Source organism: Acidobacteriota bacterium, assembly GCA_016713675.1.
In the GTDB taxonomy this organism is placed as follows: domain Bacteria; phylum Acidobacteriota; class Blastocatellia; order Pyrinomonadales; family Pyrinomonadaceae; genus OLB17.
Map to the genome: position 1 here is coordinate 648,236 of JADJOS010000001.1, position 20,129 is coordinate 668,364.

Sequence of the window (20,129 nt, forward strand, 5' to 3'; positions counted from 1 at the left end):
AGACGTATATGCAAGACATTAAAACTATAGAACCCCGCGTGGCCGTTGCCCGTATTATCCGATTCTTCGGCTCGCTCACACTGGTCATTTTTGCTATTTCACTTTCAGCGGCGGGACAATCGACCAACCCACCACCCGCTGACACAAATGTCACTTGGGAGGATACAATGTAACATCCACCACCGAGATCGGCTGGCGCTGGCGCGACCTCGAAGGGAACGAGAATAAATATCGGAGCGACCTGAACTATAAACAAGGCCTGCGTTCATTTGACACGAACCTCTTGCTTGAGAGCGACAGCGGAAAGGGCAAATATTTCGATTCGTTGCTTATTAGTAATTCTGGTTGGGGTTCAGATCCGCAAGGATTTACACGTGTCAACGTAGAAAAAACAGGTGTCTACAAATTTAACGGGACAGTCCGCCGTGTTTCTTACTTCAACAACTTGTCGAATCATGCGTTAGGCCAGCATACATCGAACGCAAAGAATACGATGGGCGATTTCGACTTTACGTTTAGACCCCAGGACGAGAAGATCCGTTACAACTTCGGAATATCGTTCTATGATTACAACGGCCCCGGAACTACCAACATTCGTGCGTATAGCGATGAGTTTCAAACTACCCAGTCTACCAACAATAGAGCGACCGATTTCCGATTTGGGGTCGAGGGCAAACTCTTTGGTTTCAATTACGGTCTTACTCAAGGCGTCAGGATATTCCGCGACCGTTCGGCCTACGAGATCACTGACCTCAACCTGGGAAACAACCCGACGAACAACGCAAGACTAACTTCGTTTCGCCGATACTTCCCAACCGACGGAAATTCATATTTCACATCAGCTAATCTTCAGAGAACGTTTGCTAAAAAGCTCGATTTTTCGGGCAAGATTTATATACTCAACACTCGCAGCAATATGACGATGATCGAGATAATGAGTGGCAGGGACAGCAGCAACAATTTCGTCGATCTCGCTAGGTTCGATATCTATGCGTTGAACAAGCGACTGCAGAAGCGCGGCGATATCGGGCTGACATATAACTTTAACGAAAAATTCCGTATCTCAAATACATTCTCGTTCGACGACTTTGACGTAAACGGCGGCGAATCACTTGAGGAAGCTTTATTACGCCGCAACGCGGCGGGGAACCCATTGGCGACTAGTATTGTCCGTTCCAGAGCTTATCGTGTAAACTCCTACACGCGTTATGTCAATACTATCGAGGGTGATTATCAGTTCAACAATTCCATCGCAGGACATGTTGGTTATCGGTATACAAATCGAAGCGTGGATGTAATTGGATATGATGCAACTCTGACATCAGCTCCGTCTGCAACCAACCCAAATATTATTCTTGAAAGCGAGAAGAATAGCACTCATACCTTGATCGCTGGTATGAAGATCAAACCGATCAAAATTGGGTGATATTCTGGGATGTTGAACACGGTACGGCCGATAACGTCTTTACACGGCTTGAAAATTACGAATTCACCAATTTCCGTGCTCGCACACGCATAACAGTCGATAAGTTTGCATTTAATGCGTCCGCGATCTCCAAGGACAATTCGAATCCATCCGAGACTGCGACGATTCCGCCGCTCGACTTCGGAACTCAGATCAAGTCCCGAACTTATTCCGGTTCTCTTGATTTCGATCCGATCGATCAGCTGTCCATCAATGCAGGTTATACTTATAGACATATCACAGCTAACACCCCGATCAGGGTGCCGATCACTGGTGGAATTGTTCTTGGCTTTAGTCAGTATTTTGTCCGCGACAATTTTGCAAATATTGATGTGTCAGCAAAACCGCATAAGCGAGTCTCGTTCTTCGGAAGCTACCGTATCAATCTTGACCGTGGCCAGGGCACACGATTCTCAGCTTTGCCGCAGTTCATCATCTCGTCGTATCCGATGAAAATGGATTCACCGGAATTCCGCATCGCTTTCCGCATCACGCGAAATGTCGATTGGAACGTCGGCTATCAGTATTTCAAGTACCGCGACGACCAAACTCTAACTCAGAACTACAAGGCTCACCTGCCGTACACGTCTCTCCGGATCTACTTCGGAGGCCGTGCGGCCGACCGTTAATTGCACATAACCCTCCACCAAACTAAAACGCCGGTGCGACCAGCACACCGGCGTTTTTCGTTTTTCATATATCAATTTATCTATATTGTGTATAATTCCGCAATGCTGATCAAAATTGCTTCCGAAGGGAAGCTGTCTCTTAAGGTCGGGATCTCGTCCATTCTTTAATAGCGTTATGTGGCAAACGCATGTCATGGAGCGTTCGAACTGAATCATCGCATGCACATGAGCCCCAGTTTGGTCATTGTGGCATGGAAACACAGGCGATTCGATGTCGAGATCGGAATTTGAGACTTTGAAATGCCTTTGTGACTGACATCACAGTGACATAGGCTGGGGACGCGGTACGCTGAGTTAACGGCATTCGTTATTGGTACAATTCGATGGGAACACATCTAAAAACCGCAGTCATACTACTTTTTTTGGCGATTGGGACAAGTTTCTATTTTTATCAATCCCTAACCTCTAGCGCTCAGAATGCACCTGGAACGTACCTCACTGCTAATCAGCAGGCAGATCAATTTCCGACAAATATAAATCTTGACTGTGCAGGCTGTCACGGTCCGGGCAAGACAATTCCAAATTTAGCCGGCGAGCAGTTTCATAAGGATGCCCACGGCGCGATGGAACAGAGCATTCACGCCAAGATAGGCCCCAACGGCACTCCTGTCGCTTCGTGCAAAGCGTGCCACACTGTCAACGGAGATATGACCACGGCATTGCCGGCCGAGAATCCGCAGTCGACTGTCAATCGTGCGAATATGACACAAACCTGCGGTGCGTGCCACAAAGAGGCGGTTAATTCGTTTCACCATAGCATTCACGGAAGCCGAAGTGAAAGCGGCAATACCAAGGCTGCGACCTGCGCCGATTGTCATGGGTCACATAGTATCTTGCCGGTCAAGGCAGGTGATTCGGCGATGAATCGCGCAAATGCCGAACTGATGTGTGCAAAGTGCCATACGCAAAACGTAGCGGATTATGACCTCAGCAGCCACGGCCAGTCGTTCAAACAAGGAAACGCCAAAGCACCGACCTGCACTTCTTGCCATACCGCCGTTTCGCATCTTGATGCGCCGCTTTCGCGTCGTGACTTCAACATGCAGATGGTGAATAACTGCAGTTCCTGTCATTCAAAGCAGGCTCCTAGCTACCGCGACACATTTCACGGTCAGGCGACCGCTTTGGACTTTAAGCTAGCAGCCACTTGTGCCGATTGTCATACGCCGCATAAAAACCTGCCGGCGAGCAACCCGATGTCGTCTGTTCATAAGGACAATCTGGTTCAGACTTGCTCCGCTTGTCATACGAGTGTAAATACGAACTTCGTAATGTACAGTCCGCATCCGGAACCGAATGACCCGGAAAAATCGGCGCTCGTCTATTATGTAAGCCATTTTATGGAATGGCTGCTGCTTGGTGTTTTTAGCTTCTTTGGCATCCATACGCTGCTTTGGATCCAGCGGTCGATAATTGCTTACATTAGTGAGAAGCACGAAAAGTCTCCGGATGATGACATTTATGTTGTCCGATTTGCCAAGGTGCACAGATTTACGCATTTATTGATCGTTATCAGTTTTATCTTGCTCGCCGCTACCGGTTTGCCGCTAATGTACTACTACACAAGTTGGGGACGGGCTCTGGAGCAATTAGGAGGCGGCCTTGAGGTAACTCGTCTTGTACACCGAATATGTGCGGTAATTACGCTTGTTTACGCGCTGATTCACATCGTCTATGTTTTTCGAAAAGCGGTTCTCGAGAAGAAATACTCGATACTTTATGGGCCCGATTCGATGGTGCCGCGTGTGCAGGACATTTACGATCTTTGGAATATGGTTCGCTGGTTCTTCTATCTCGGACCTCGGCCTAAGCTCGATAGATGGACATATTGGGAGAAATTCGATTATTTCGCGGTATTTTGGGGTGTTCCGGTTATCGGGATCTCAGGGCTGATGCTTTGGTTTCCGACGCTGGTAACGGAATTGTTGCCCGGCGTGACTCTAAATTTGGCAATGATCATCCATGGCGAAGAAGCGCTGTTGGCGACCGCCTTTATCTTTGCTTTCCATTTCTTCCATAACCACCTGCGTCCTGAGAATTTCCCAATGGACACCGTGATCTTTACCGGAAAAATGACCTTATCCCGATTTAAGGAAGAGCGTTCGGTTGAATATGAGCGTCTGGTCAGCGAGGGCAAACTCGATACGGTCCTCACCGACCCGCCAAGTCGATCTGCCCGGATCGCGTCAAAGATATTTGGATTTGCCGCTTATATTTCGGGGTTGATAATGGTCGTCGCGATCTTCGTCACATTGTTGTCTAGACACTGATCAATTGATCGACCTCAGTAAAAACTAACGCCCGGAAAACTAATGTCTTCCGGGCGTTTTCAAATTTTCTTGCTATCAAATTTTCTTGCTATGAAATGTCTCGAAGGACCTGTTTTGTTAATTCCGGCTATTTCGTATGACACACCGCACACTGAAATTTCGAAATGTCCCCCAGATCGATCGGATGCTTGAATTTCTGATCAGGTCGATGGCACGAGTCACATTTCCTTTCGGCAAGTGCGCCAAGATCGACCGGATGCCGGAACGGCCCGGTCTTTACGTTCTGTTCCGGCGGCAATTTTGAATCATAGATCACGGTGTGACATACATTACAGTCGTTTGTAATGACCTTGCCGGTCTTGCTGACATGCTGGCCGTCATGGCAACGGAAGCATCCCTGTGAATTGAGATGGCCGGCATTGTTTGGATGCGTCTGCCAATTTGTCTTCATCTCGGGGAAGAAGTAGTTCTGAAATATCCGCTGTAATTCTTCGACAGACTTCTTGATCACATCTTGTCTTTGTGCAAAGACCTCTTTGTGATTTGTTCGGTAAAATTCGGTGATGTTCGACTCGATCGAACTTAGAGCTTCAGTTGTCGTTTCGTAATTCCCTGTAAGTGCTGCAACCGATTGTCGCTTAAGAAAAGGTATTGACGGATCAAGAGTGCCTGCCGCAAATGCTTCGTCAACGGCATCATCCGGCGGAAGATATTTGTGTGCCGGACGGTTATGACAGTCCACACAGTCCATCTTACGTTTGACCGCAGTAGCGACCTTGTTCTCCGGCAGCGGATTATTTCGATCGTAATACTCGGTCACATTACCATCCCTATCCTTGATGCTGACCCAAGGTATTACCTGCCGCTGTTCGTCAGTATTGATATATGTGACCTCGTTGGCAATATTCATATGCCAATGAATACCGGTCACCTGGCCCGCGGCCGTGCTACCGCCCCCGACATTGAGGAGCATGCGAGTCTGATGGAGGGTGTTCTTTTCGTCGTCGCCGTACCGGTTGAATACCTTCATCTGAGCACCGAAGAATTTTTCGGGCCAATGGCATTGCTCGCAGGTATCCGGTGCAGGACGCAAATTATGGACCGGTGTCGTGATCGGCCGTGAATATTTATTGAAGGTGACGGAATAGAGCTGATACGCTCCGGACAATTTTGACCGCACGTACCAGTCCGCTCCAGACCCGACATGACAGTCAACACAGCGAACACGGGCGTGAGCCCCTGCCTTATATGCCATAAACTCCGGCTTCATCACTGTGTGGCAGGTCTCACCGCAGAACACTACGGATTCGGAATATTCAAATGCCTTGTAACTGCCGAATGCACTCACCGCAATAAACATGAGAGTTCCAACGAGAAACACCATGAAGGAACGTCGCGTATGCGGATTATTGAGGTCGAGCATCGGATAGGCAAGAACGTCATCGGGCGTCTTCTTTCGCCGTCTACGCCGTTCAACGATCATCCCGACTATCGCCACAAATATCCCGAACATCATTATTGACGGCAGGATAATGTAGGTGAGAATACCTATGTAGGCGTTCTCGGAGGTAGCTGTTATCTCGATCAAAAACAGAAGCAAGTCGCTGGTGACTGCCGATACAATTATCGCCATACCGACGAAACTAATGTAGTTGCGGAGTAAACTCGGCGTCCGCATTTTCGGCTGTTCCTCGTTCTCGGGCACTTCGTTGATATTTTCGTCGTCTGCCATAATACCCACCTGATACCAATATTTCGACTCTTATATAGGTCAAGGCCGCCCGCTTTCGCGACGGCGGCCATGGCTCTAAAAGGAGCTCGGACCGATCATCGATCAATTAACTTGCCGGCTTCAGCGTTCTCATATACGCTGCCAAAGCCTTTGCCGTCTCTTCCGTCATTCCCTTGGCTTCAAATCCGGGCATAAAGGGCGGCTTCTCGCCTTTCTGACCTTTTAGGATCGCCTGAACGTGATGCTCGTCAGTTTTTGCCGGATCATAATACTTACTCGCCGTTGCGGTATGGCACATTGCACATTTTGCTTTGTATTCAACTGCCGGATCGTCCGGAACGAAAGCCGCCACTTTGGCGGGAGCCGCATTAAATACCGCCAAAAGTAATAGAGGAAAAGCTAAAAATAAAATTGCGAAAAACTTAATTTGATTGGTTCTCATGTTCAACTCCTGAAATTAGACTTTCGAATCGGCTAAAATACAAATCATCGATTCGCCGCTATCAGGTATTGCAAAGGGCGTGCCATGCCCTCAGAGACACAATGATAGGTATTTGCTTAACAATGCCTTAGCTGTTCCGCCAGTATAAGTACCTCAAAACCGATAATCTTCGCGGAGAACGCGAAATTTTACGCACCGTATGCGTCAGAACTTGAAAGTCTTACCTTCGTGGCACCGCTTACAGTTATTGAAATCGCCCGGCCCGAATGCCCTCTTGTTGTTGTGGCAAGCTGCACAGCTTGGCGTTCCCGCGGGAGCAAAGTGCATCGACGCCAACGGAGCAGACACTTGTCGTCCTCTCGCTGCGCCGGCTCGGACCGTATGACAGCTTGCGCAGTTAAGTTTCCCTGTTCGTCCATGTTCCTGATGGCTAAAATTCAGCGAAAAAGCCTTGGCCGACTCAGATGTTCGTACAGGTCTTCCCGGTTCATGACACGTGGAGCACGAACCGATATTCTTGCCGCCAATTTCCGTATTCGGACCGTGACACTGGAAACACGAATTGTGAGCCGATGCTCCGGACGGGATCGACAACGCAACGCCCCGCCTCGAAGGTTTGTGACAGGTTGCACAATTCGTCTGGCGGAGGTGACGGCCGTGATCGAACTTGATATTGAAACTGCGAAGCCGCGGAAACGCCTTAACGGCTACTGATCCGGGGTTGTGACAGATAAGACACATCGGACTCGTGTTGCTGGAAAATTGCTCCACGTGACAGCCCGCACACGGCGAATGTCCAACGGACCTTTTTAGCGTTGGAGATTTGCCGTCCCTATTGTGGCAAAGCAGGCAAGGGAGCCGTGAATGGGCCTCGTTTGCGTGCCTGAACTTGGAATAATCTTGATTTTCCGGAGCCTCTTCGACAACATCGCCCGGCACGATCGAATCGTCCGCAGCGGAGGTTCTCGGGAACATCGTGAATGCGGCGGCGAATACAGAAATGAAGAGCACCATTACAGCTGTTTCCAGATATTTGGTGCGAGCAGGCTTATTTACAATTTGCTTGGGCGGTTTTATGGTCATTTGCCGGCCTCCGCCAATGCTTTCGTATGCGATTCAGGGATCGGTAGTTTCCCGAACGATGTGTGACACTTGACACATTGGAATGCGGGACTTGCTTTCCGCTGATCTGCCTCATAGTTCAGTGCCCCGCCGTCGCCCGCCGTCGCAGTCACATGGCATGTAGCACAAGATGCAATGCTCACCCGCATAGTTTTTGGGTCAGCCGTATTCATTGTGCTTACGTTGTGGCAGGTCGAACAACTCAACTCGGTGTGGGCAAAGAAATCGTGAGCAAACTTACCAGAAGAATCTCGCCGACGCCAAGATTGCATTATCAGTTTGTCCTCGATCTTCATCGGTTCCGCGAGTTTTGCATCGAAGTCGGCCGCAGCGAAGACCGGTTTTATTTTGTGGCAGGTCGCACAGTCGGTCGGAGCTGGAAGCATCCCCGAATCAGCCGAATGACAGGTAAAGCAAGTCGTGTGGCCCAGCGGGGCTGATTTGAACGTCCCTTTCTTAAGCCAGAATCCGTCACCTAGTTTCGCCGGCGGCGGCGTAAAATATTCCTCGGCCGAATCGCCTTGCGGACTTAGCGTTTTATGGCAAACTGAACAACTCTCTTCTCCGGCCCGCATGATTCCTTTCCTGATAAACGAGGCATTCGTAAACGGACCAGAATTTGATCGCCGGATAGAAACGATCTCGATGTGTTTGTCATGAGGAAATCCAATAACGAAATCTGATTCCGCATTTTTCCCCTTTGGCGACCGGTCAAAGACCTCACGCGGGTTTGGGAAAGGGTGTCTCAAGCTATTTCGCGGAGATGGAGCGACGTGGCAGATCGAGCAGATCGCAGGCCTTGCACCTTTGAAGAACTGCTGCTTGTGACAATTCAAACAGGATTCGTGCTTCGGATATTCAGTGATATCAGGAAATGCATCGGCAGCTGTTCGTACGGTCTTCCAGTTTTCTGACGGAAACTTATGGCAGGTGGTGCAATCGAGCTTGTGAGCTTTCGTGTCGTGCGGGAATTCAGAATATTTCACCTTTCTAGGCGTTGCTTTTGGTTTAGGCGTCGGTTTTGGCGAAACAATGGATCCGGCTGCAACGACGCTGGGTTCGGCGAAATAAGCAGCCGAGGCAAAGACGCACAATATCAATGTCGCGACGGCGATCCGGCTTTTCGTTTTATTACTAATTGATCCCATCGTGCGCTAATCTCTCGTTGCTAGTATATTTGAAATACGCGGGGGGTAATGTGACCATTATCACACGGAAATGGTAAGTTTCGCGAAATACTTCACGGTGACTTAGAAAAATTCCGCGTTCTCCTCGTCGGCTTGAGATTCGCCGAAATGCCGGGATTACCTCAAATGCAGCGAATATATGAGTTTCGGTCACCTCACGACCGAAAAGGATGGAGGCACGCATCTTGCCAAAGGTAAGCATCAAGGTGCCCACGACTATCTCAATTAATTATGTCAACGATAGAACAAGCAATAAACAAAGATTCGACAACTATCTCATCGAAACCGCGATCACGTGATTCTCTTTTCGCTAAGTTTCTCAAGCTCCTGTGCTCGGTGCGTTTGGGGGTAACTTTGCTGGTCTTGCTCGGACTTGCATGCTTTATCGGAATGATCGTAATGCAGCAGAACGTAGATGGATTCGACCGGTATTTTATGGAACTGACACCGGCACAAAGACTCGTGTACGGGAGACTCGGCCTCTTTAACATCTACCATGTATGGTATTTCAATGTACTCTTGGCCGTACTGTCGCTGAATATTATTCTTGCGTCGATCGATCGTTTTCCAAAAACCTGGACGTATATTTCAAAGCCAAATTTGACGGTTCCTGTCCGTTGGCTGCGTGAACAAAAACAAACGGCCGAATTGACAATGGAAGGTTCAGAAGACGAAATCACCGGTCGTATCAAAAGCTCAATGCAGGATGCCGGCTGGCGAAAGATCGTTACCAGCGAAAAAGGCGGCCGAACCTACATTTTTGGACAATCCGGCACATGGAACCGTTTTGGAGCTTACGCAGTACACGTCGGGCTGTTGACAATTTTCACCGGCGGATTCTTGACCGCTCAATTCGGCGCAACGGGCCAGTTGCCTGTAACACAGGGCAAACCGACCAATCTAATGCTCGACACCGTTGTCGATCTCGATAAGACGACCCAAGTGACCAAACAGCTTCCCTTCAGTATCGAATGTACCGATATGCAGCAGAAGCTGATCAAAAAGGATGGCTCATTGTCAGCAATGAACACGATCGACTGGATGACCAAATTCACAATAACGGACGAAACCGGCACAACCGATGCTTTCGTTCAGATGAACCAACCTTTCGATTATCGAGGTTACCGTTTCTTTCAAGCAAGCTTCATCCCGGTCGGGCGTGCCCGCAGCATCACGGTCAATGCGGTACCGGCCGGCGGAGGTCAACCACAACAAGTGACCCTTCCTCGTGACGGTTCGACAACGCTTCCTGACGGAACAAAGATCAACTTCAAGGAGTTTCGCGGTAATTTTCGCATCGGTGCCGAAGATCCTAACGAGGACACCTCGGAATATCCGAACCCCGCCGCCGTCCTACAGGTAACTCAGCCTGACACGCTGCCGCAGACGGCCTATGCCTTCGGCCCGAAAATGGCAAATATTCCGGTAGCGACGAAACCGGTCGCAGGTTACACATACCAGTTGGTAGATTTTGAAAAGGTCGCAGATCAGCATATTTTGTCCGTCCAGCGAGACCCTGGAGCAAATGTGGTCTATGTCGGGTTCATATTGTTGTTCTTGACATTGGTGGCGGTGTTCTTCTTTTCCCATCAACGCGTATGGGCAGCGATCGAGAATGGATCGGGCCCATCTCGAAATGTAGTTTTTGGCGGTAACACAAACCGCAGTGTGAACGCGTTTGAGGACAAATTCAAACGCTTTATTGGAGAAGTGGCTTTCCGACAGCAGCAGTAATTTTGGAGGAAAAGCAAAATGAGAATAGATAATCGAACTTTGAAGATCGGGGTACTTACATCGTTTGCGGTAATGATGGCATTGGCAGTTATATTTGCCGATACAACCACAGTCGTTACTCACGCGGAGGTTCCGGGGGCACCTTCTCGCAGAACCGGAGCACCCGGCGAGTCTACTTGCACAGGCTGTCATTCAGCATCCGCACAGACCGGACAATCCAGCCTGATCGCTCCGGCCACATACGTTCCCGGACAAACATATACGATACAGGTGACTACATCAACGGCGGACAACTCGAGAGCCTCATGGGGATTTGAGATGACCTCGTTAACATCAGCAAATACGGCCGCGGGCACATATTCCCATACGACATCATTTACCCAAACCAAGACAGGTACCGTTTCGGGCGGCGTACGTCAATATTCGACACACACCACCGCCGGCGTCTTTCCCGGTCAGACGGGAGGAACAACCTGGAGCTTCAATTGGACCGCTCCGGCCACAAACGTCGGAAATATTACACATTACGTGGCGGTTCTTCACGGCGATAACGGCGACGACGACGCAAATGACCAGGTGTACTTGATCACCCAAGCTGTCACACCAGCCGTGCCGGTTGCTATTCATCACGGATTTACCGATTTTGACGCAGATGGCAAGGCTGACCCGAGCGTATATCGCAGTTCGGACGGTTTCTGGTACATTAACCGCAGCACTGCCGGATTTGCTGCGACCCAATGGGGTATTGCGACCGATAAGTTGACTCCCGCCGATTTCGACGGTGATGACAAGGCGGATGTCGCAGTATGGCGCGAAGACGCAGCGACCCTTGCAGGATTCTATATTTTGCAGAGTTCGAACAACACAATGCGGATCGAAAGGTTTGGACAGACCGGCGACGACCCGACGATCGTCGGCGACTGGGATGGCGACGGCAAGGCCGATCCGGCTGTGTATCGCGGTCCGGGCGGCGGACCACAGAACAATTTCTACTACCGCGGTTCGCTTAATAATCCTAGCGGAAATGTCACATATCTCCCGTGGGGAGCAGGCGGCGACAGAGCAATGCGCGGCGATTATGACGGCGACGGCAAAATGGATGCAGCAGTCTTTCGGCCGTCGACAGGCGTCTGGTATATTTTGCAGAGTTCTAACGCGGCTGTCCGTTACGAAGAATGGGGTTTTACATCAGACAAATTCATCCCGTCTGACTATGACGGCGATTCGAAGACGGACCTCGCAGTGTTCAGGGACGGAATTTGGTATATCAAACAAAGCTCAAATTCTCAGACTGCATACATTCGTTGGGGCCTTAACACCGACACACTTGTGCCGGCTGATTACGACGGCGACGGCAAGACCGATGCCGCTATTTATAGAAACGGCGTTTGGTATCAACGTTTGAGCAGTTCCGGCAGTTTGAGCGTGATCAACTTCGGGCTTAGCTCCGATATTGCGGTTGCCAGTGCGTTCGTTAAATAGTTGATAATTAACCAAGACCCGGGCCGTATCCCCGCATGCGGCGCAAAACGGCCCGGCCTTTATTTTCAGAGGGGAAAGATATATGAATCAGGAAGTACTTAAACAACCGGTAATGGTGTCCGATACGACAGATGATCCGTCAATTGGAATGTCTACGCTTTGGTCCTACGGGCCGGCCGCATTCGCCATTTTGGGATCGCTCGCCTTGGTCGCTTTAAGGATCAACTTGGGCGGCGAACGCTTTATTTCAGACGGCGCATTGATGATGCTCGCGTTGGCATCATACTTGATCGCGGCCGTATTTCACTTGACCAATTTGTATGCACCATTCAGGTTCGCCGAGAAACTTGGAATGTGGGCTGCAACACTTGGGGTTTTCTTTAACCTCTCAAGCTGGCTCGTGCGATGGGTAGCTGCGTACGACCGCGAACTTGCCATCTTTAACGCTCAGGGGCAAGGTGCAGCGGATATGCCGTGGCTGTTCAGATATGTTCCTTTTGCAAATCTGTACGACCTAAGTCTTGCATTTGCGTTTGGGGCGGGCATCACTACCCTGATCGTCATGCGTCGGAATCAATTCCGGATCGTGGCGGCGCTTTCATTGCCGCTTGCGGCGATCATCCTTGTTCTTGCTCGGTTCATCGGGAGCGAGATCCTTGACCTTCCGCCGGTGCTCGATTCGTATTGGCGACCGATACACGTGGGGATCGCATCGATCAGTTATGGAATTGCCTTAGTTTGTTTTGCGGTCGCGGTACTTTACCTGCTCAAGGACGGACTAAAGGTCGAGAAGATGGCCGTTTGGACCAGTCTTTTTGCTCTGTCGGTCTTTATTACCATCAGCAAGTTCAGCATCTTTTCGCTTTCGACCTTTGGCGTATATACGGCATCGACATTTATCGGCACGTCGCGAATGTCGCTCGGGCTTAGGGCTGATATTCCTTACGTTGGTTGGCTGATCGTAGCCGCCTCCGCTCTTTTGCTGGGAGCAATAGTCGCAAATATAATTTCCTTTACAAAGAATGACGCCAATGCGCGCAAGTGGGGTACCAGATTCCTTTGGTCTGCGTTTGTAGTACAGGCGGCCGGAATCGGCATGCTCGTCTATCAGATCAAGAGTCTGCAGAACATTGTCAGCTATATAAGCACCTCCCAGTATGCGAAATTCGGAGCCTGGATGCTGCAGCAGGAAGATATGCCGCAAGCCCAGATCAATGCGATGGCTCCGCAGCAGCTTTATGACATTGCTAACAAATGGATCATGGAGAATGGCTCGCAGTTGCACCTGAGCCTAAATGCTAATCCCGTGGAACTCGCTGCTTTGATCACGGCATTTACCGGAACGTTCTTTATCGTACTATTCGGCATCAATACTGAGAAGATCCGTACGATGCTTCCATCGGCGGACACGCTGGACGGCCTGATGTACAAACTCGCGGGCGTGGCATTTGCGGGACTTGCACTGCTGCTTATGACCGGTGCCGTTTGGGCTAATGAGTCGTGGGGCCGTTATTGGGGATGGGATGCCAAAGAGGTCGGAGCACTTGTTGCCTGGCTCACATATGCGGGGTTCCTTCATTCCAGGATCGCTTACGGATGGCGTGGACGAAAGTCGGCATATTTTGCGATCGTGGCATTCCTTTTTGTTATCTTTACCTATTTGGGTGTGAGCTATTTGCTGCCCGGATTACATTCGTACGCATAAATTTATGAACAAGGAAAATGTACTTTTTGGAGTAGTTGGTTTGCTGGCCGGTTTGATCATTGGCTTTATGTTTGCGAATTCGGTCAATCAGGGAGCCGTGGCAGGAACATCTACCCCAAACGCTATGAAGGCAAATTCAAATATGCCGCCCGACCATCCCGCAATACCGCCGGGTACGACAATTCCCGGCGGCGTAAAGGGCGAATTAACGCCTGAAGGGTTGGCAGCGGTCGAGAAAGCTAAGCAATCGCCCGAAGATTTCGACGCTCAGATCAAAGCTGCAGAGGCGTACTACCAAGCAGATAATTTGACCGACGCGATCAAATACCTGACCGCTGCTAACAAAATAAGGCCGGACGAACGCGAAGTGATCGTCCATTTGGGCAACGCAAATTTCGATACCGATAAATACGAAGAGGCTGAGAAATGGTACACCGCCGCACTTGCAAAGAAGGCAGATGATATCAATGTCCGAACCGATCTTGGTCTGACATTCATGTTCCGCAAGCAGCCGAATTACGACCGAGCTATTCAGGAATTTACCAAGTCGCTTGAGGTGGACGCAAATCACGTTCAAACGCTTCAGAACCTGACGGTGGCTTTCACAAAGAAAGGTGACGCAGCAAAAGCCAACGCTACGATCGCTAGACTGGAGGGCCTCGATCCTAAAAATACGTCACTCGCAAAGCTGAAGGACGACATACAAAAGATCGGTTCGAAATGATCTCGATCTAGAACGAAAAGATCCGCGAACGCGGATTTTTTCGCGCCTGCACTTCGCTAAATCCGCCAGCCGTGATAAGTATATTGTTGTAAACAGAATTACTCCACGAATGCGAAAAACGGCAGAACCAGCAGGGAAAGTACTAATTGTTGATGACGATCGTTTTGTGCGAATGGCATTAAGCGAGGCTCTTCGCACTTGGGAATATGAGATCGTCGAGGCCGATACCGTTAAAGCGGCAAAGAAGGTCTTCGTGGACGAAGAACCCGAGATCGTATTGCTCGATATCGACCTTCCCGACGGTTCCGGACTTGATGTTCTCAACGAGATCAAGGAATCAAACCCCGACACGATCGTTGTCATGATCACCGGCAATGTCGATGTCAGCAACTCCGTTGGCGCGTTGCGCGGCGGCGCTCACGATTTCATCGGAAAGCCCGTCCGGCTCGAAGAACTTCGTGTCACGCTCCGCAACGCTTCAGAAACGAGGACGCTCCGCCGCGAGGTAAAACAGGCCCGTGCCGAAAGGAAACGGGGGTTCAGCTTTTCGGAGATCATCGGCGAATCCGATTCGATGAAGAAGGCGATCGAACTCGCGCGACGTGTTGCAGAATCAGACGTTGGCTCTATTCTTCTCAATGGCGAGACCGGAACAGGAAAAGATCTCTTTGCGAGAGCGATCCATTACGCCTCCGAACGGGCTGATTCCCCGTACCTTGCCATAAATTGTGCTGCTCTCCCGGCAAATCTGATCGAATCGGAACTCTTCGGCTACGAGAAAGGCGCATTCACCGACGCCAAACAGAAGAAAGAGGGCCTTTTCGAGCAGGCGCACGGCGGAACCATCTTTCTGGACGAGATCGGCGAAATGGAGATATCGCTGCAGGCAAAGCTGTTGCGTGTACTTGAGGAAAGTACTTTTCGCCGAGTTGGCGGCCTTAAGGACATAAAAATGGATGCGCGTATCATTGCCGCGTCGAATCGAAACCTTAAGCAGGAAACTGAGGTCGGCAATTTTCGGCTTGACCTCTATTTTAGACTTTCGGTGATTCAAGTCGATATTCCGCCGTTGCGGGATCGCGGCGATGACGTTGTTTTGTTGGCAAATTATTACATCGAAAAAGCCAACCTCAAACGTCGCGGCAAACAATTGCGTTGTCTCTCGCACGAAGTTGAACAGATATTTAAAAACTATTCATGGAGCGGCAACGTCCGTGAATTGAGAAACATCATTGAGCGGGCGTCGATCCTTGAGGATGGGGACATGGTAACCGTGACCCATTTGCCGGCTGACATACTGTCGACAAATTCCGCTTCCGGCGCCGGCCGATCCGCCGCATTCATCCTCCCGCCCGGCGGCGCGCCGCTTGAATCAGTTGAATTCGATCTTGCTATTCAAGCAATTGATCGAACGAACGGAAATCTAACCCAGGCCGCAAAATTACTGGACATTTCACGTGATCAGCTACGCTACAAGCTTCGAAAAGCAGGCTACGATCATGAAGCAGGCGACGAATAATCAAGTGGCTGAAAAAGAACCCAATCAGGATCCGCTGAAAGAACTCACCGACCTAAAGCGTGCTCTAGACGAATCAGCTATCGTCGCGATGACCGACCAGAACGGTAAGATAACCTATGTCAACGATAAATTTTGCGAGATATCAAAATATAGCCGTGAAGAATTGATCGGGAAGGATCATCGGATCATTAATTCCGGCTATCATCCAAAGGAGTTTATCCGTAATATCTGGACGACCATCTCCAGTGGAATGATATGGCGGGGTGAGATCCGCAACCGAGCGAAAGATGGTTCATTTTATTGGGTAGATACTACGATCGTTCCGTTTCTTGATGGAGACCACAAACCATTCCAATATGTGGCGGTTCGCTACGAAATAACCCAAAGAAAACTCGGCGAAGAGCGTATCAGTCAACAAGCGTCGCTGCTGGATAAGGCCCAGGACGCGATTTTGGTATGTGACCTCAATTGCCAGATCCTGTTTTGGAACAAGGGTGCCGAACGTATCTATGGTTATAAGGCAGATGAAGTTTTTGGACGCAAGCTTGGAGATATTGTTTGCGGCGGCAACGACGAACATGTCAGACAAGCATTGACCGCACTGGAAAAGTCGGACGAGTGGAAATCGGAGTCCAGACACACAACCCATTCCGGCGAATCCATAATTGTTGAAAGCCGCTGGACGCTGGTCAGAAATGAAGATGGCGATCCGGATTATTATCTGGTAACGAACACGGACATCACTGAGCAGAAACGAACCGAAGAACACCTTTTCCGCGCTCAAAGAATGGAATCGATCGGAACGCTGGCCGGCGGTATCGCCCATGATCTGAATAATATCTTGTCGCCGATCATGCTTGCAGTTGACATGCTCCAGTTAAATGATCCCGACCCCGAAACCGCAAAGTGGCTCGGGATGATAAAGGAAAATTCAGAGCGAGGCGCCGATCTGGTAAAGCAGGTTCTTACCTTTGCCCGCGGGATGACGGGCGAACGAATGCCGGTTCAGTTGAAGCATCTGGTTAAGGACCTTGTCGCCGTGTTGACAGAAACAATACAAAAGTCCATTACGGTCAAGTCCAGCGTCGACCCTGACCTATGGACGATCTCTGCAGACCCGACCCAGATACATCAGGTCCTGATGAATATATGCATCAACGCCCGCGACGCCATGCCGTCCGGCGGAACACTCTCGTTGACGGCAAACAACGTAGAGATCGATGAAAATTACGCCAGAATGAACATCGACGCGGAACCGGGCAACTATATCATGGTAACGGTCAGTGATACGGGCACCGGTATGCCTACTGAGATCGTGGCGAGAATATTCGACCCGTTCTTTACTACAAAAGAGATCGGAAAAGGCACTGGGCTTGGGCTTGCCACCACAATGACGATCATAAAGAGCCACGGCGGATTCATTAATGTGTACAGCGAACTCAAAAAAGGAACCAGATTCTCGATATATCTGCCGTCGGCTGAAACTCAAGTTGAATCCGTTAAGAAAACACCTAAAGACAAATTACCGCATGGAAATGGCGAGCTGATCCTGATTGTCGATGACGAAGAAAATATCCGAAACGTGGCTGAAGCAACGCTCGTCAGATTTGGATATCGCGTTCTCACCGCCGTTGACGGTACCGACGCGTTGGCGGTCTATTCGCAGTGTAAGGAGGATGTCGCCTTAGTATTGACAGATATTGCGATGCCTTATATGGATGGCAATGCATTGATCAGATCTCTACGGAGATTAGACCCAAATATCAGAGTGATCGCGATGAGCGGCCTTATTAGCGAGAACCAAACAACTGAACTGAAGAATCTCGGCGTGCATGATTTCTTATCAAAACCACACACGGCTGAGACCCTTCTCAATGCCCTCAAGGAAGTTCTATCGTTGAACGATCAGATATCAACCGATCTCAGGCCGCAAGATTAATATCAAACGATACGCGAGTGCCGGCACGATCTGCATAAGGACCAATCCAAATGCCATCAATCCGCCTTTCGATGGATCGAAATCCGTGATCAACTGATCCCATTCACGCCCGGCGATCAGCGAACCTGCCAACACTTCGAACAGAAATGTCAAAATCGCCCATATAAAGCCGACACCCAACAATTGCGTAACAGTGACCGCCCCGATCCATCGGACAAAATACAATGCCACGAGAGCAATCAGAACGATCGCGATGCAAAAAGAAACACGCCTCCCAATTTGGGCTCCGACTCTGGGCGCTATGAATAATTCCCGCACCACTCCGTTTACCGTTTCTGTCGCGATGATCAATAGCCAAACGGCGATCGAACGAGTAATAAGTTTTGCCTTTGCAGCCATTTTGCCGAAAAAGTGACCCGATCTCTATTGTCGTACAACAAGAACGGAGCATGGTGCATGATGAACGACGCCGTTCGAGACCGAACCCAAGAGACGACCCCAAAAACCGCGTCCGTGCGAACCGACGACGATCAGATCGGCGTTCCACTCTTTAGCTTTATTGAGTATTTCCTGGTCAGGCGATCCTCTTAACACCTCTGTCGATATCACTAGACCAGAGCCTTGAAACTTGTCTTGAATCGCCTTTTTTGCGTCTTCGACGAATACGCCGGCCTGATCGCGGACGGCGGCTTCCACTTGCTGGTAATATTCGGCCGACACCGCGAATGGCTCGGCAGTGATCGGATAAGTGTCCTCATAAGCCGAAACGATCAAGATCTCAGCATTCAACGGATTTATCACCAAACGGCAGGCTTGCTCAACCGCAGCTTTGCTGTAATCCGAACCGTCGGTTGCAATAAGTATTCTCATTTCAGTCTCCTCCTTTGGGTCCTAGCCCCTTAACTACACTTATTTAGCGCAATCTTCGTACCATCAACGTTAACGGACTCTTCGAGTGAAAAACGTCGGGTTTTATTGCTTCCTTTTATCGAAAATACAACTCCGCCGCTCAGATGACGTGGATTTCTCCGCATCATGCCGAATAAATTCTCACAGGTACACGCATCGCGTATAATGGTCGTGAGTAATATCAAAAGGAGTACGGGAATATGATCGAAGTCGTTGATTTATCTGAAAAACAGATCTTGGAATTACTAGGCCGGTTAAACTACGGTCATTTGGCATGTTGCCGCGACTTGATCCCATATGTCGTCCCGGTTAACTTTGCTTATCTTAATGGCCGCATCTATCTATACACGACAGAGGGTAAAAAGGTTGATTTCATAGCAAAGAATCCGAATGTTTGTTTACAGGCAGAAGAAGTCGAATCAAATCGCAATTGGAAAAGTGTTATCGTCGATGGAGTAGCAGAAGAACTTGACGCCGGGCCGGAACGCGATCTTGCTCTTGATCTGATCTCGAAGATCAATCCGACTCTGACGCCTGCCGTCAGCATCAGATGGATGGACGATTGGGTCCGAGAAAACATCGAGGTGATCTATCAAATAGTGCAGACCGCAACCAGTGGCAGGAGGGCGTTGGATCGAACCGGCGATACACCTTTCGTACCGCAAAGCGGAGAACAATTAGACGTTATCTGACAAAATATCACGCGTATGTTGACCCGAGCAGCAATGCACCGGCTCGAGCTGTTTGGATCATAGTACCGCTACCATTTCGGTACGTGTGTACACTGCCAAAACGGGCATCGGCCCGATAAGGGTTATCAGGGTCTTAGTGCCTGAAACGTCTTCGATATCGAGCGTTCCCGCCGGGCCTTTTGCCACCGGCTAAAATGCAACTTTGACGGGTTCTTTTATGTTGTGCGTCTGATGGTTTTCAGTTCCGCTCCCGATGAGTAACTCGACTACTGTCTTCCCGCCTTTCTCATCCAAAGTCACGCCGTTGAACGGCAATCCCTCGGACAAGATCTGGACGCCCTCGCGGTCATTCATAACCAGAACTCTTGATTCCCAGTCAGCTGCATCGCGACTCAACTTGTCTAAAAATGCCTTCCACTCAAATTTCTGTATTTCGCTTGTCATAACTGCCTCCCGAAATATCCGATCAATTTCTGACATCAACTGTCACACTGAAAGTGCGCAAAATTCGTACCAAA

General features: G+C 49.7%; 18 protein-coding genes. 11 read left to right on the top strand and 7 right to left on the bottom strand.

What is annotated here, in order from left to right:
• Positions 1–8 precede the first annotated feature (8 nt).
• The 4 genes from IPK01_02930 to IPK01_02945 all read left to right on the top strand — a co-directional run bounded on the left by IPK01_02930 (position 9) and on the right by IPK01_02945 (position 4,424).
• Positions 9–173, top strand: a complete 165-nt coding sequence (locus tag IPK01_02930; GenBank protein MBK7932451.1) for a hypothetical protein — start codon at positions 9–11, stop codon at positions 171–173.
• Positions 155–1,426 (top strand): hypothetical protein, encoded by a 1,272-nt coding sequence (locus IPK01_02935; protein MBK7932452.1) that lies wholly within the window; start codon positions 155–157, stop codon positions 1,424–1,426. The genes IPK01_02930 and IPK01_02935 overlap by 19 nt, the downstream gene beginning before the upstream one ends.
• Positions 1,423–2,094 (top strand): hypothetical protein, encoded by a 672-nt coding sequence (locus IPK01_02940; protein MBK7932453.1) that lies wholly within the window; start codon positions 1,423–1,425, stop codon positions 2,092–2,094. The genes IPK01_02935 and IPK01_02940 overlap by 4 nt, the downstream gene beginning before the upstream one ends.
• A 623-nt stretch (positions 2,095–2,717) precedes the next feature.
• A complete protein-coding gene (locus IPK01_02945; GenBank protein MBK7932454.1) occupies positions 2,718–4,424 on the top strand; it encodes a hypothetical protein in 1,707 nt (568 codons plus the stop codon).
• Between the two features lie 127 nt (positions 4,425–4,551).
• Here IPK01_02945 and IPK01_02950 read toward each other — a convergent pair whose 3' ends face one another.
• The 4 genes from IPK01_02950 to IPK01_02965 all read right to left on the bottom strand — a co-directional run bounded on the left by IPK01_02950 (position 4,552) and on the right by IPK01_02965 (position 8,868).
• Positions 4,552–6,156: a NapC/NirT family cytochrome c gene (locus IPK01_02950; protein ID MBK7932455.1), complete on the bottom strand. Its 1,605-nt coding sequence runs from the start codon at positions 6,154–6,156 to the stop codon at positions 4,552–4,554.
• Positions 6,157–6,262: 106 nt separating this feature from the next.
• Complete coding sequence (locus IPK01_02955) at positions 6,263–6,598, bottom strand: c-type cytochrome (GenBank protein MBK7932456.1); 336 nt, start codon at positions 6,596–6,598, stop codon at positions 6,263–6,265.
• 204 nt (positions 6,599–6,802) lie between these two features.
• Complete coding sequence (locus IPK01_02960) at positions 6,803–7,681, bottom strand: hypothetical protein (GenBank protein ID MBK7932457.1); 879 nt, start codon at positions 7,679–7,681, stop codon at positions 6,803–6,805.
• A complete protein-coding gene (locus IPK01_02965; GenBank protein ID MBK7932458.1) occupies positions 7,678–8,868 on the bottom strand; it encodes a hypothetical protein in 1,191 nt (396 codons plus the stop codon). The genes IPK01_02960 and IPK01_02965 overlap by 4 nt, the downstream gene beginning before the upstream one ends.
• A gap of 270 nt (positions 8,869–9,138) precedes the next feature.
• On the opposite strand from IPK01_02965, the gene IPK01_02970 reads away from it, so the two are divergent.
• The 6 genes from IPK01_02970 to IPK01_02995 all read left to right on the top strand — a co-directional run bounded on the left by IPK01_02970 (position 9,139) and on the right by IPK01_02995 (position 18,010).
• Positions 9,139–10,641, top strand: coding sequence for a cytochrome c biogenesis protein ResB (locus tag IPK01_02970; protein ID MBK7932459.1), 1,503 nt, complete (start codon positions 9,139–9,141; stop codon positions 10,639–10,641).
• 18 nt (positions 10,642–10,659) lie between these two features.
• Positions 10,660–12,123, top strand: coding sequence for a hypothetical protein (locus IPK01_02975; protein MBK7932460.1), 1,464 nt, complete (start codon positions 10,660–10,662; stop codon positions 12,121–12,123).
• A gap of 82 nt (positions 12,124–12,205) precedes the next feature.
• A complete protein-coding gene (ccsA, locus tag IPK01_02980) occupies positions 12,206–13,828 on the top strand; it encodes a cytochrome c biogenesis protein CcsA (protein MBK7932461.1) in 1,623 nt (540 codons plus the stop codon).
• A gap of 4 nt (positions 13,829–13,832) precedes the next feature.
• Complete coding sequence (locus tag IPK01_02985; GenBank protein ID MBK7932462.1) at positions 13,833–14,552, top strand: tetratricopeptide repeat protein; 720 nt, start codon at positions 13,833–13,835, stop codon at positions 14,550–14,552.
• A 109-nt stretch (positions 14,553–14,661) separates the two neighbouring features.
• Positions 14,662–16,071 carry a sigma-54-dependent Fis family transcriptional regulator gene (locus IPK01_02990; protein ID MBK7932463.1) on the top strand — a complete coding sequence of 470 codons (1,410 nt, stop codon included), beginning with the start codon at positions 14,662–14,664 and terminating at the stop codon, positions 16,069–16,071.
• 4 nt (positions 16,072–16,075) lie between these two features.
• Positions 16,076–18,010, top strand: a complete 1,935-nt coding sequence (locus IPK01_02995; GenBank protein MBK7932464.1) for a PAS domain S-box protein — start codon at positions 16,076–16,078, stop codon at positions 18,008–18,010.
• Here the strand turns inward: IPK01_02995 and IPK01_03000 are convergent.
• Positions 17,984–18,409 (bottom strand): hypothetical protein, encoded by a 426-nt coding sequence (locus tag IPK01_03000; GenBank protein MBK7932465.1) that lies wholly within the window; start codon positions 18,407–18,409, stop codon positions 17,984–17,986. The genes IPK01_02995 and IPK01_03000 overlap by 27 nt on opposite strands.
• Positions 18,410–18,433: 24 nt before the next feature.
• Positions 18,434–18,880: a universal stress protein gene (locus tag IPK01_03005; GenBank protein ID MBK7932466.1), complete on the bottom strand. Its 447-nt coding sequence runs from the start codon at positions 18,878–18,880 to the stop codon at positions 18,434–18,436.
• 239 nt (positions 18,881–19,119) lie between these two features.
• On the opposite strand from IPK01_03005, the gene IPK01_03010 reads away from it, so the two are divergent.
• A complete protein-coding gene (locus IPK01_03010; protein MBK7932467.1) occupies positions 19,120–19,611 on the top strand; it encodes a pyridoxamine 5'-phosphate oxidase family protein in 492 nt (163 codons plus the stop codon).
• 189 nt (positions 19,612–19,800) lie between these two features.
• Here the strand turns inward: IPK01_03010 and IPK01_03015 are convergent, their stop codons facing one another.
• Positions 19,801–20,055 carry a DUF5335 family protein gene (locus IPK01_03015; protein MBK7932468.1) on the bottom strand — a complete coding sequence of 85 codons (255 nt, stop codon included), beginning with the start codon at positions 20,053–20,055 and terminating at the stop codon, positions 19,801–19,803.
• Between the last annotated feature and the right edge of the window lie 74 nt (positions 20,056–20,129).